Here is a 12,379-nt window from a genome sequence, read left to right on the forward strand (position 1 = left end):
GAACGGCTCAGTTCCAATGACACAAAAATTGCGCCAAACTGCGTGCGGATAGCGGCCAGTCCGTCGGAAGGATGATCGAGCAACATCGTCGTCTCCAGGTTGAATGGATTCAGCAACCCTCAGTCTGACCTCAGACCTGGTCGCTATCCACTCCCCATGGAATCTTCGCTCCGCTCGCAATGACGATGTTGAGGCAGCTGTGCGCGACGCCTGCTGGGTCCCGGCTCTGCGCCGCAACGCTTGCGCGCTGCAGCGCGTCCGGGACACAAAGTGTACGAACTAAACCGGCTTCCCCGTATACGGCATGGATGCCGTCAAGCCTCCGTCGACGGGGAACGCCTGGCCGTTCACATAGGACGCTTCGTCGCTCGCCAAAAACAACCCCATCGCGGCGAGCTCGTGCGGCTGTCCCGCACGCTTCAGCGGGTTGAGCTGGCCGATCTTGTCATGGGTGCCGCGCTCCTTGGCGCGGTCGAAGATCGGCTTGGTCATGCCTGTTTCGATCAGGCCCGGGCATACCGCGTTGATGCGCACGCCGGTGCCGGTGAGCGAATAGGCCGTGGTCTGCACCAGGCTGATCACGCCGGCCTTGCTCGCCGCATAGGGATGCCCGCTGGCGCCGGCCTTGAGGCCCGCGACGGACGCGGTCAGCACGATCGCGCCGGACTGCTGCTTGACCATATGCGGCATCGCGTATTTCACCGCGAGGAACGGCCCGATCAGATTGACGCGCAAAATCTCCTGCCAGTGCTCCACTGTCTGCTCGGCGAGCGGAACGAGGCCGCCGGAGATGCCGGCATTGGCCCAGATCACGTCGAGCCGGCCATGCGTCTTCACCGCTTTGTCGATCACGGCGATGACGTCGGCCTCGGAGCCGGCATCCGCCACCATGGCTTCCGCAATGCCGCCGGCCTTCTTCACCTCCTCGACGGTCTCCTTCACCGCCTCGGTACGATCGACCGCGATCAGCTTTGCGCCTTCCCTGGTGAACAGCAGCGAAGCCGCACGGCCGATGCCGCTGCCGGCGCCGGTGATGATGACGGATTTGCCTTGCAGGCGGCCCATGCGTTTCTCCCTTTGCTCGCACGCGGCCCTTGCCGCGCGACGGAATTTCAAACAAGATTTCAAACGGTAAAGTGTCTTGAGACACGTTCGTTACTGACGTACAGCGACATCACACGGGATGGAAGGGTTTCGATGGCTGGTGCAGACAGGCCGAATGTGGTCATAACACGATGGTGGTGGGTCCGGCACGCGCCAGTGCGCAATGACGGCGGCAACATCTACGGCCAGTCCGACATCGCCTGCGATACCAGCGACACCTATGTGTTCAACGCTGTTGCCAAGGTGCTGCCACGCAAGGCAGTCTGGTATTCGAGCAATCTGATGCGCACGCATCAGACCGCCGAGGCGATCTGGGCCGCCGGCTTTCCAAGGCCTGCGTCGATGAAGTGGGAAGCGGATCTTGCCGAGCAGAATCTCGGCCGCTGGCAGGGCATGAACCGCGCTGAATTCATCGCGAGCCGTCCCGTCGGCGCCAGTTGGTTCGCCGATATCAACGAGCCCGCGCCAGGCGGCGAAAGCTTCATGGATCTCTACAACCGCACGCGCCGCACCATCGACCGGATCAACAACGAGGCGGCAGGGCAGGACATCATCGCGGTCGCGCATGGCGGCACCATCAAGGCGGCACTCGGGCTTGCGCTCGACGGCCAGCCGGAGCGGGGGCTCTCGTTCGACATCGACAATTGCTCGGTGACGCGGCTGGACTATTTTGCCAGTCCCGAACGCACGGTCTGGCGGCTGCCGATGGTCAACCAGCAGCCCTGGATCGCAGATGACGCGCACGCGGCGATGCATCAGCCGGCAGGACCGGAGGTCAAGAAGCTCGCCTGACACTGAATACGAAAGTCAATCTGGGAGAGAAACATGACCTTGTTCGACATGAAGGGGAAAGTCGCCGTCATCACGGGATCGACGCGCGGCATCGGGCTCGCGATCGCCGAGCGCATGGCCGAGCACGGCGCCAAGGTGGTGATCTCCTCGCGCAAGGCCGACGTGTGCGAGCAGGTGGCGAAGAGCATCAACGACAGATTCGGCAAGGCCACCGCCGTTGCGATCGCCGCGAACATCTCGTCGAAAGAGAATTTGCAAAACCTCGTCGACGAGAGCAACCGCGCCTTCGGCAAGATCGACGTGCTGGTCTGCAATGCGGCGTCGAATCCGTATTACGGTCCGCTCGCCGGCATCTCCGACGATCAGTTCAGGAAGATCCTCGACAACAACATCGTTGCCAACAATTGGCTGATCTCGATGGTGGTGCCGCAGATGATCGAGCGCAAGGACGGCTCGATCATCATCGTCTCCTCGATCGGCGGCCTCAAGGGCTCGACCATCCTCGGTGCTTACGCGATCTCGAAAGCCGCCGACATGCAGCTCGCGCGCAATCTCGCCTGCGAATACGGCAAGCACAATATCCGCGTGAACTGTATCGCGCCCGGCCTCATCAAGACCGATTTCGCGAAAGCGCTGTGGGACAATCCGGAGAACCTGAAGGCTTCGACCTCACGCTCGCCGCTGCTGCGTATCGGCATCCCCGACGAGATCGCGGGCGCGGCGGTGTTCCTGGGCTCGAAGGCCGGCGACTTCATGACCGGCCAGACCATGGTGATCGACGGCGGCGCGACGATCAGTTGAGGCGATAGAGCGCAGAAGGGAAGCGGCACGCAGCCTACCCACAACCAGTGTCATCGCCCGCGAAGGCGGGGCGATCCAGTACTCCGCGGCGGAAGTTGCGTGAACGAACTGCTGCCGCAGGTCGTACTGGATGCCCCGTAAATGTGGGTATAAGGGTCGCGCCTAAGCGCGGACCTCACTCCACCGCCGCGTAAACCAGATCCCGCACCAGGGTTCGCGTGTAGTCGCGCTGGCCCGGGCCCTGGCTCATGAAGACCGCGAACAGATCCTCCTTCGGATCGATCCAGAAGAACGTGCCGGCAATGCCGCTCCAGAAATACTGGCCGACGCTGCCAGGGAAGGGGGCGATGCCGGCCTCTCGGCGCACGGCAAAGCCGAGACCGAAGCCGTGGCCGGGCGACAGCAGCGTGCCATTCGTCACAACATGCGGCCCGAGATGATCGGACGCCATCAGCGCCAGCGTCTTGCGGCCGATGATCCTGTTGCCGTCGAGCGTGCCGCCATTGCGCAGCATCAGGCAGAAGCGGGCATAGTCCATCGTGGTCGAGACCAGGCCGCCGCCGCCGGACTCCATCACCGGCTGCTCGAGCATGTTGAACAGCGCGACCTTGTCGCCGGTCCAGGGGTCGGTCGCGAATGGCTCGGCAAGACGTCCGGCATTGGCCGCGGGGGTCGAGAAGCCGGTCTCGGCCATCTGGAGCGGCGCGAGCACGCGCTCGGTGAGGAACGTGCCGAGCGTTTTGCCGCTGACGACCTCGATGATGCGGCCAAGGATGTCGGTGGACCGACTGTAGTTGAACTCCGCGCCGGGCTGGCAGACCAGCGGAAAGCTCGCCACCAGTGCGGCATGCTCGGCATTGGTGATCTTGCGGCTGCGGACGCGGGAGTCCTGGTAGAGCTTGTGCACGGGGCCGTCGCCCTGGTGCTCGTAGGTGAGGCCGGAGGTGTGGCGGAGCAGGTCCTGCACGGTCATGGGCCGCGTCGGCGGCACCAGCTCCAACTTGCCGTCCTTGACGACGCCGACCTGCTGGCTCGCGAACTCCGGGATGAATTTTGCGACCGCGTCGCTGAGCAGGAGCTGGCCGTCCTCGACCAGCGCCATGATGCCGACCGAGACGATCGGCTTGGTCATCGAGAAGATGCGGAAGATCGAATCGCGCGCCATCGGCGCCGCGCCCGCCGGGCCCTGCTTGCCGAGCGCCTCGAACCAGCCGATTTGGCCGCCCCTCGCCACCAGTACGGTGACCCCGGGAACGGTTCCCTTGTCGATCTCGCGGCTGAAGGCATCAGACATGGCCTGGAGACGGGGGCGCGACAGCGCGAGCGTCTCGGGGCGGGCCTCCGGCAAAGGCGGGGTGTGGAGCGCGATCGGTGCCTGTTGGGCGGCTGTGGCGGTCGTTGTAACGGTCATGGGCACTCCCGATTGTTTTTCGTTATGGCCAATGGACTGTGGCCCAGAAAGCCCGGCACAAACAAGCGAAGCCGGCGCGGTTCACCCTTGCAAACCGGCCGCTCTCTGTGCTTGAAAGCGCCCCTGATCCGCGGCGACGCTGGGTCTATAGGAGTGTAGCTCAATTGGTAGAGCACCGGTCTCCAAAACCGGGGGTCGCAGGTTCGAGCCCTGCCACTCCTGCCAGTCAAATCAGTGACTTAGCGGCGGACCAGATCGAACGTTTTCGGAACGCGGACACTTTTCCGGACACTTCTCGGATCAGGTCATCGCTTTCGACAGGTTGGCGATAGCCTCGGCCACCTTCGCATCAGTTTTCTTCGTCCACCTCGCATAGGACCGCAACAGTGGGGCGATCGTCTCCGACGACCGCGGCCATAGCGGCCCAAGTCCGCCGATCGTGCTGTTCCGATAACCGAACGCACAGCAGATAATGAGACATCTGAACCCCGAAAATGAGTGCGTTTGCCTGCATCCTTTGCGTCGCCAAGTCTGGTTTCGATGAGCCACCAAAAAAAACGGCTCCAGTTGTGGGACTGGAGCCGTCACCTTCCTTAACAGCGCTTCCGAAAATTGGGGGGCTTGAGGTTCGGAAGAGCACCTTCATTCTGCGATGCGTTTTTGGATCGCGTCAATGCTTAGCACTCGTCCAGACAAAAAGTCAGACGATTGCGCTGTCATCTAAACCAGTCAAACACCGGACTTTCACTCGTCATTTTAATCTGCGAGACTTTCAATCCGACACAAACAATGGCTTGCGAAAAGCAAGTCCGAAGGAGGTTCGCAGTGGAGAAGGTGCGACGCTTGCGCGCGATGGGTTCTCTGTGCCGTCAACAGGCCGCGTACAACAGCATGAACCAATGGAAACTCCTCGCGGACGCGGAATGCTGGGAGCACTTGGCTGAGCTTGAGCTGTCGTCCCACTTCCGCGAATGCAACGTCGGTAGCTCGACCAGCTCGCTTGATCTGGCCGGGTGAGAAAACCCTTGCAACAGGGAATGAGAACCGACAAGGAGCCAACTCTTCAAACATCGGGGGGCCTGCAATGAGTAACCGTAATCGGGCGTACAACCGCGTTGTCCTGTGCCTGCGCGCTCAGGCGCTTCTTTCTCAGCTTGCCGAACTTGAGACCCTTCGAGGCCGAGTGCGAGAGGCCGAGGAGAATAGTACAGCTCTCGATCAATCGGCAGACCCGGTGAAGTCAACCATTCACTGATTGATCGCAGGTCGTCGAGCGCGCGCTGCTGGGAGGGGATGCTGCCACCGGGCGCGTCAGCCCTCAATGTGTTTCACCGTCGAAACCGGCCAGCGACCTTCATGTCCCGCGACCGAGATGCGAAGTCCGTGCTCATCATCGAGGAAGACGCGATCAATTGTGCCAGCCTTGCCGTCAGTCAAAACGACGGTCTTGCCGACCAGCTCCATCTCGGCCTCGTGCAGTTCGCGCAAGATGTTCATCGCTCGCGCGTCGCCGGTACTTGCAGCACTCACGAATGCACCCTGTTTGGTGCCAATTCTTATATCACCACTCTGGTATTTTGACGCGAGCACGCAATCGGAACTCTTGCAGTCCGCAATGAGTTACAGAGCAACGCGATTGTCGAGACAGGTTTGCGCGCCCTTCGGCGTTCGAAAGAGGCCAAAGTTGGTCGATGTGGTGGAGACTGAGACCGTGCCGAAACCGACGGTCGCCGGCTGGTTCTTCGTCACTAAAGGCGATGAACGCGAGCCGATCGGAATGCGCATCATCGAGACGCCGACGGACGTCGGGCGCTTCGTCAACCGCGACGCGCGCGTCCGCTTTACCGCCTACGTGCCGCCCCGGTAGCGTCCCCGCCGGCCGCGGGCTGGCCGCGAAGCCGGAGATCGCCTGCGCCGCCTGCCATGGCGAGAAGCTGACCGGCACCGACGTCGTGCCGGGCATCGCCGGGCGTTCGCCCACCTACATCTTCCGCCAGCTCTACGAATACCAGCACGGCTTTCGCCCGCATGGATTAGGGCGTTTGGTGAAGTCGGATACCCGCTCCCAACATGCCTCGTAAAAAGCTTTTCCCGTCAAGCTGCCCGAGGCTTGCCAGTCGGTATAGAGCCAGTACCCGGCCCCAAGTGCCAGTACCAGCCAAAACATTCCTTTCATGATTTCCCCCGCCGCGCTCTCGTCGTGTTTAACAGAGGAATCAAAGGCAATGCCCGCCAGAAGGCGCTGGAGCTTCGCCCGCTCGGCCAGCAGCAAAGTGACGGTCCCCTCGTCCCGAGCGATCGTGCGCTTTCCGCGCCACGTCTTAGGTATCTTAAAGGGATCCCGAACTTCTTGGTGATCTCTAGAGCTCGCTCGACCCTGAGGGTCTTTTGCTCTGGAGTGAAGTCGATCCAGCGGAGGCCAGAAGCTCGTTGCGGCGAACGCCAGTCGCGGCATCGACCGCGACCGGAGCGTACATGGCCGGGGAGGGCTTGAACCCGTTCACCAGGTTCTTGAGGTCCGGCTCATCAAGCGCCAAGCCGTGATCGCTCTCGCCGGCCGAGGGAAGTTGTTCGATCCGGGTCATCGGGTTGCTGGTAAGCATCCCTTTCCGCTCTGCGGTCGACAGGCACGAGTTGAAACACCGGTGCACGTGGTTGACGGTCATCGGTGCCAGCTTTTGCTCGAGCTTCCCATATAGCTCGTCAATTTCAATGGCCTTCAGATGACGAGCTCTCGCTCGGCCTGCGAGAGCATTTCGCAGGCTATGCCAACGACGTCGTCAGCCGCTTCGGCATCGCGCCGGGTTCGCTGGTCGTCGAGCTCGGCAGCAACGACGGATCGCTGCTCGGCTTCTTCAAGGAGCGCGGCATGCGTGTGCTGGGTGTCGATCCTGCAGTCGACATCGCGCGGCGCGCGACGGAAGCGGGAATCGAGACTATCGGCGATTTCTTCACCGATGCGATCGGGCACCGCATCCTGCAGAGCCATGGTGCGGCGAGCGTCGTGATCGCCAACAACATGATCGCCAATGTCGACAATCTCGATCCGCTGGTGATCGGGGTTCGCGACGTGCTTGCGCCGGACGGATTGTTCGTGTTCGAAACGCAATACGGCGTCGATGTCACCGAGAAGAACCTGCTCGACACCGTCTATCACGAGCATCTGTCGTATTTTAACATCAAGCCGCTGACGCGCTTTTTCGCCCGGCTTGGCATGGAAGTGATCGACGTCCAGCACATCTGGACCAAGGGCGGCTCGATCCGCGTGACGGTCCAGCGCGCCGGCGGTGCGAAGAAGCCGTCCGCGGAGGTCGCGCGCTTCATCGCGGAGGAGGACCGGCTCGGTGTCGATCAGCCGGCCTATTATGCGCCCTATGTGAAGAGGATCGCTGCCATCCGCGACGAGCTGGTCGCGATGGCGGATGCCGCCCATGCGCGTGGTCAGCTGGTCGCCGGCTACGGCGTCTCGGTCGGCACCACGACCCTGCTTCCGCAGTTCGGCCTGGAGAACAAGATCGACTTCCTGGTGGACGACGACCCAAAAAAGGGGAACGTGATGGCCGGCCCGGGTTACGACATTCCGATTCTGCCTCCGGCCGCCCTTTACGAGCGCAAGCCCGCCTTCGTCGTGGTCTTCGCCTGGCGCTATGTCGACCCGATCCGGGCAAAGCACGCTCGCTATTTCGCCGAAGGTGGAAAGTTCGTGGTGCCGCTGCCTGGCATTTCCATGGTGGATCGGGCCGACTGACTGTGCCGGGCTGCCGATGGTCTCCCCGGCGCCTTGCGGGCGGTGGATAACCCCTTGATCCACATGGTCTCTGCACGGCCGTCCGGGGGAAGGCGGCTTGCCCGCACGAACTCTCTATATCTTGACCTTTGGCCCCATCCGCAGTAGATACCCCGCACTCGCAGCCGGCCCGTTAGACGCGGATCTCCGGCGCGGCTTTGAAATCCCCGAACAATCGAGCCCGGTTTCCGGCTCATCCTTCGAGACAGAGGGCTGGGCCAACGTCGGCTGTTCGGATCCCTGAAATTCATTCGCGTCTGTCGACGGACGCTGGACCCTAGACGATGGCAGTCAGCCCGTTCAAGTTCTTGCAGGAAGTGCGCTCGGAGACTGCCAAGGTCACTTGGCCGACCCGCCGCGAGACCACGATCACCACCATCATGGTGTTCGTCATGGTCGCGCTGGCCTCGATCTTCTTCTTCGCCGCCGACCAGATCATCCGCTACCTCATCACCTTCGTCCTGGGCATTCACTGATGGCAACAGCAACCGCTCAAGTGTCCGACAAGCGCTGGTACATCGTCCACGCCTATTCGAACTTCGAGAAGAAGGTCGCCGAATCGATCCGCGAGCAGGCCAAGCAGCGTGGGCTCGAGGATTTGTTCGAGCTGGTGCTGGTTCCGACCGAGAAGGTCACGGAAGTGCGCCGCGGCCGCAAGATCGACGCCGAGCGCAAGTTCTTCCCGGGTTACGTGCTGGTGAAGATGAAGTTGACCGACGAGGCGTTCCATCTGATCAAGAACACGCCGAAGGTCACCGGCTTCCTCGGCGCGGAAAACAAGCCGATGCCGATCTCGGAAGCCGAGGCCATGCGCATCCTGCACCAGGTGCAGGAAGGCGTGGAACGGCCGAAGGCGTCGGTGTCGTTCGAGATCGGCGAGAACGTGCGCGTGGCCGACGGCCCGTTCGCCTCGTTCTCGGGTGTGGTCGAGGAAATCGATGAGGCGCGCTCGCGCGTGAAGGTCGCGGTGTCGATCTTCGGCCGCGCGACGCCGGTCGAGCTGGAATTCGGTCAGGTCGAGAAGGTCTGACCGGGTAACGCGTGAGGCCGAAAGGCTTCGCGCAAAGAGAGGCCGTGGGAGGGAGAGGGCGGTTGCCAGCCGCATCCGACCCAGACCACGAACCTGAAACCGCCGGCAATCGCCGGCACAACAGGAGTGATACATGGCAAAGAAAGTGACCGGATACCTGAAGCTTCAGGTCCCGGCCGGTGCGGCGAATCCTTCGCCCCCGATCGGTCCCGCGCTCGGTCAGCGCGGTCTCAACATCATGGAGTTCTGCAAGGCGTTCAACGCCCAGACCCAGAAGGAAGAGAAGAACACCCCGATCCCGGTGATCATCACCATCTATGCGGACCGTTCCTTCACCTTCGAGATGAAGACGCCGCCGATGTCCTACTTCCTCAAGCAGGCGGCCAAGATCCAGTCCGGCTCGAAGGCGCCGGGCCGTGACAAGGCCGGCAAGGTGACCAAGGCGCAGGTGCGCGAGATCGCCGAGAAGAAGATGAAGGACTTGAATTGCGACACCATCGAATCGGCCATGAAGATGGTCGAGGGCTCCGCCCGTTCGATGGGTCTGGAAGTTGCGGGGTAAGCGGCCATGGCAATCGGAAAGCGTTTGAACAAAGCCCGCGAAGGCATTGACCGCGAAAAGCTTTACCCGCTCGCGGACGCCATCAAGATGGTCAAGGAGCGCGCGAAAGCGAAGTTCGACGAGACCATCGAGGTCGCCATCAATCTCGGCGTCGATCCGCGTCACGCCGACCAGATGGTCCGCGGCGTCGTGACCCTGCCGAACGGCACCGGCCGTACGCTCCGCGTCGGCGTGTTCGCCCGCGGCGCCAAGGCCGATGAGGCCAAGGCTGCGGGTGCCGACGTCGTCGGCGCCGAGGACCTGGTCGAGAAGGTGCAGAACGGCACGATCGATTTCGACCGCTGCATCGCCACCCCCGACATGATGCCGCTGGTCGGCCGCCTCGGTAAGGTGCTCGGCCCGCGCGGCCTGATGCCGAACCCGAAGATCGGCACCGTGACCATGGACGTCACAGGTGCGGTGAAGGGTGCCAAGGGCGGCTCGGTCGAGTTCCGGGTCGAGAAGGCCGGCATTCTGCAGGCCGGTGTCGGCAAGGCCTCGTTCTCCGAGGAGAAGCTGGTCGAGAACATCAAGGCTCTCGCGGACGCCGTCTCCAAGGCGAAGCCGGCCGGTTCCAAGGGCACCTACATCCAGCGCGTTGCGGTGTCCTCGACGATGGGCCCCGGCGTGAAGGTCGAGCCGGGGACCATTCTCGGCTGAAGTTTGAAAATTGCATGAGGCGGGGGGCGGAATTGGGCGACCGATTCCGCCCCTCGTCGTTTGTGGTGGCGTTGACTGGAAACAAGAACAATGGCTGACAAGGTCCTGATCTACTCGCGCTTTCCCAAGTCGATGATGGTGCGTTTCGCCGAGCGGTTCGAACTGCTCGACACCGGCGGCAAGCCGGCGCGGGAGGTGTTTCCGGCCGACGTGCTCGGCGGCATCCGTGCGCTGCTGACCGCGGGCGGCTCGCCGCTGGGGGCAGAGGCGATGGACCTGTTTCCAAAGCTCGGCGTCATCGTCTGCTACGGCACCGGCTATGACGGCGTCGACCTGAAGGCCGCCGCCGCCCGCAATATCGCGGTCGGCCACAGTCCGGGCGCAAATGCGGCTTCCGTCGCTGACATTGCGATGACCCTGATGCTGGCGACGACGCGGCGGATTTTGGTGGCCGACCAGTATGTCCGCAGCGGCGACTGGGCGGCCTCGAAACAATCGCCGATGATGCGTCCCCAGGCCGGCATGCCCGGCCGCCGCATCGGCGTCTATGGCATGGGCGAGATCGGACGCAAGATCGCCGCGCGCTGCGTCGCTTTCGAGAGCGAGGTCGGCTACTACAGTCGCACCAAATACGATCTGCCCTATCAATATTTCCCGTCGCTGGAGGCGCTGGCCGACTGGTGCAGCGTGCTGATGATCGCGGTGCGGGCAGGGGCCGAGACCCAACATGTCGTCAACGCCGATATCCTCAGGCGAATCGGCGCGGACGGCTACGTCGTCAACATCTCCCGCGGCTCCGTCGTCGACGAGAAGGCCCTGGTCGCGGCGCTCACCGACAAGACCATCGCGGGGGCCGGCCTCGACGTCTTCGAGAAGGAACCGCACGCGCCCGACGCGCTGACCGCGCTCCCGAACGTCGTGTTCGCCCCCATATCGGCGGCCACACCCTGGACTCGCACGTTGCCATGCAGAATTGTGTGCTGGCGAACCTGGCGGCGTTTTTCGAGGGCAAGCCGCTGCCTTACGCCGTCAAATCGGCCTGAATCGGTCCCTGTTGGGCCATCCCAAGCCCTGTCGGCAATAGCTTGGAACTGGTGTGAATTTTGCTCTTGGCAAGCAGGCCCGGAGCGGTTAAAGAACCGCCTCCGGACGTGCCGGCCTCGGCTGGCGCGTCCGTGCACGCATTCCGAAAACCCGACACGGCAGGAGATCATTCCTTTTCAGGACGTCCGCAAGGATTTGCCGGAAAAGGAAGGAAAACCCGTCGGTTGGCTGGGGTGCGGGCAGAGGTCGGACGGTTCGCCGGCTGACCTTGTCCTGTCCAAGACTGCAGGCGCCCGCGGGAAATTTCGATTTCTCAACGGCTTAATCGCATGGCCTGCATAGACGGGTGAAGACCGGATTTCACTTCGCACCCAGCTTTAAGGGCTGGCTTCGCGAAAAGAGTCTGGTTCGGACCTCGACACGCCGTGGGCCTCTAACGGGCTCCCGGAGGGCAGGCTTTGAATTGTCGTCTTGCCCGGCGTGTCTGATGGGTTTTTGACCCGGAGGTTCAGGTTTGGGCGGGACGATGGGTGCAACCCGGCGGTCCCGCTTCTCGCGATGACCGCCAACCGGAGAGAGCTTGCTGTGGAACGAGCGGCAAAAAAAGAAGCGGTCGAACAGCTCAATGAGGTCTTCAAGACCACGAGCGTCGCGGTCGTTGCTCAATATTCCGGCCTCACCGTCGCCCAGATGCAGAAGCTGCGCCAGCAGATGAAGCAGGCGGGCGCTGCGGTGAAGGTCTCGAAGAACCGTCTCGCCAAAATTGCTCTTGAAGGCACTGACGTCGTTGCCATCGGTCCCATGCTGAAGGGACCGACCGTGATCGCCACTTCGAACGATCCGGTAGCGGCGCCGAAGGTCGCCATCGAATTCGCCAAGGCGAACGAAAAGTTCGTCATCGTCGGCGGATCGATGGGGAAGACCGTCCTGAATGTCGACGGCGTGAAGGCGCTTGCCTCGCTGCCGTCGCTTGACGAACTGCGCGGCAAGATCGTCGGCCTCATCGTGGCCCCGGCGACCAAGCTGGCCCAGCTCGCCAACGCTCCCGCGGGCAAGCTCGCGCGCGTCATCCAGGCTCATGCCTCAAAGGGCGAAGCGGCCTGACGCCCTTCGCAAAACTCAAACCCGAACCAGACTTACACTCAAGGA

At 62.6% G+C, this 12,379-nt stretch carries 15 protein-coding genes, 1 tRNA gene and 1 pseudogene; 12 read left to right on the forward strand and 5 right to left on the reverse strand.

The annotated features are described in order from the left end of the window. Positions 1-279: 279 nt before the first annotated feature. Positions 280-1,065, reverse strand: coding sequence for an SDR family NAD(P)-dependent oxidoreductase (locus EAV90_RS31435; RefSeq protein WP_129145679.1), 786 nt, complete (start codon positions 1,063-1,065; stop codon positions 280-282). 132 nt (positions 1,066-1,197) lie between these two features. Here EAV90_RS31435 and EAV90_RS31440 point away from each other — a divergent pair, with 132 nt between their 5' ends. Both EAV90_RS31440 and EAV90_RS31445 read left to right on the forward strand, forming a co-directional pair. Next, entirely contained in the window at positions 1,198-1,896 is a 699-nt protein-coding gene (locus EAV90_RS31440) for a histidine phosphatase family protein (protein WP_164937193.1), read from the forward strand. 33 nt (positions 1,897-1,929) lie between these two features. Beyond that, the gene (locus tag EAV90_RS31445; protein ID WP_122402678.1) at positions 1,930-2,697 is read left to right on the forward strand and encodes an SDR family NAD(P)-dependent oxidoreductase; all 768 of its coding nucleotides are present in this window, start codon (positions 1,930-1,932) and stop codon (positions 2,695-2,697) included. Positions 2,698-2,872: 175 nt separating this feature from the next. Here the strand turns inward: EAV90_RS31445 and EAV90_RS31450 are convergent, their stop codons facing one another. Beyond that, positions 2,873-4,108 carry a serine hydrolase domain-containing protein gene (locus EAV90_RS31450; RefSeq protein WP_164937194.1) on the reverse strand — a complete coding sequence of 412 codons (1,236 nt, stop codon included), beginning with the start codon at positions 4,106-4,108 and terminating at the stop codon, positions 2,873-2,875. Between the two features lie 149 nt (positions 4,109-4,257). Between EAV90_RS31450 and EAV90_RS31455 the strand changes: the two genes are divergently transcribed. Together EAV90_RS31455 and EAV90_RS31460 are read left to right on the forward strand one after the other, a co-directional pair. Further along, a tRNA-Trp gene (locus EAV90_RS31455) sits at positions 4,258-4,333 on the forward strand. A 600-nt stretch (positions 4,334-4,933) separates the two neighbouring features. Then, positions 4,934-5,125 (forward strand): hypothetical protein, encoded by a 192-nt coding sequence (locus EAV90_RS31460; RefSeq protein ID WP_129145681.1) that lies wholly within the window; start codon positions 4,934-4,936, stop codon positions 5,123-5,125. Positions 5,126-5,419: 294 nt separating this feature from the next. Here EAV90_RS31460 and EAV90_RS31465 read toward each other — a convergent pair whose 3' ends face one another. Then, complete coding sequence (locus tag EAV90_RS31465; protein ID WP_129145682.1) at positions 5,420-5,605, reverse strand: PRC-barrel domain containing protein; 186 nt, start codon at positions 5,603-5,605, stop codon at positions 5,420-5,422. A gap of 187 nt (positions 5,606-5,792) precedes the next feature. Between EAV90_RS31465 and EAV90_RS31470 the strand changes: the two genes are divergently transcribed. Continuing rightward, positions 5,793-5,975 (forward strand): hypothetical protein, encoded by a 183-nt coding sequence (locus EAV90_RS31470; protein WP_122402684.1) that lies wholly within the window; start codon positions 5,793-5,795, stop codon positions 5,973-5,975. Between the two features lie 132 nt (positions 5,976-6,107). On the opposite strand, the gene EAV90_RS31475 is transcribed toward EAV90_RS31470, so the two are convergent. Further along, positions 6,108-6,380 (reverse strand): hypothetical protein, encoded by a 273-nt coding sequence (locus EAV90_RS31475; RefSeq protein WP_122402685.1) that lies wholly within the window; start codon positions 6,378-6,380, stop codon positions 6,108-6,110. A gap of 88 nt (positions 6,381-6,468) precedes the next feature. Beyond that, entirely contained in the window at positions 6,469-6,774 is a 306-nt protein-coding gene (locus EAV90_RS31480) for a hypothetical protein (protein WP_122402686.1), read from the reverse strand. A 2-nt stretch (positions 6,775-6,776) separates the two neighbouring features. On the opposite strand from EAV90_RS31480, the gene EAV90_RS31485 reads away from it, so the two are divergent. From EAV90_RS31485 to rplJ, 7 genes and pseudogenes are all read left to right on the forward strand, one after another. Next, entirely contained in the window at positions 6,777-7,856 is a 1,080-nt protein-coding gene (locus EAV90_RS31485) for a class I SAM-dependent methyltransferase (RefSeq protein WP_244607968.1), read from the forward strand. Positions 7,857-8,179: 323 nt separating this feature from the next. Continuing rightward, on the forward strand, positions 8,180-8,371 hold the full coding sequence (gene secE, locus EAV90_RS31490) for a preprotein translocase subunit SecE (protein WP_122402687.1): 192 nt from the start codon (positions 8,180-8,182) through the stop codon (positions 8,369-8,371). Continuing rightward, a complete protein-coding gene (gene nusG, locus EAV90_RS31495; protein ID WP_028146088.1) occupies positions 8,371-8,925 on the forward strand; it encodes a transcription termination/antitermination protein NusG in 555 nt (184 codons plus the stop codon). Before secE ends, nusG begins: the two co-directional genes overlap by 1 nt. A 133-nt stretch (positions 8,926-9,058) precedes the next feature. After that, the gene (gene rplK / locus EAV90_RS31500) at positions 9,059-9,487 is read left to right on the forward strand and encodes a 50S ribosomal protein L11 (RefSeq protein ID WP_011088164.1); all 429 of its coding nucleotides are present in this window, start codon (positions 9,059-9,061) and stop codon (positions 9,485-9,487) included. A 6-nt stretch (positions 9,488-9,493) separates the two neighbouring features. After that, positions 9,494-10,186 carry a 50S ribosomal protein L1 gene (rplA, locus tag EAV90_RS31505; RefSeq protein ID WP_025037003.1) on the forward strand — a complete coding sequence of 231 codons (693 nt, stop codon included), beginning with the start codon at positions 9,494-9,496 and terminating at the stop codon, positions 10,184-10,186. Between the two features lie 90 nt (positions 10,187-10,276). Beyond that, positions 10,277-11,229: pseudogene (locus EAV90_RS31510) on the forward strand (2-hydroxyacid dehydrogenase). Positions 11,230-11,815: 586 nt separating this feature from the next. After that, positions 11,816-12,334, forward strand: coding sequence for a 50S ribosomal protein L10 (gene rplJ, locus EAV90_RS31515; protein ID WP_025037001.1), 519 nt, complete (start codon positions 11,816-11,818; stop codon positions 12,332-12,334). The last annotated feature ends 45 nt before the right edge of the window (positions 12,335-12,379 follow it).

Source organism: Bradyrhizobium vignae (assembly GCF_004114425.1).
Classification (GTDB): Bacteria; Pseudomonadota; Alphaproteobacteria; order Rhizobiales; family Xanthobacteraceae; genus Bradyrhizobium; species Bradyrhizobium vignae.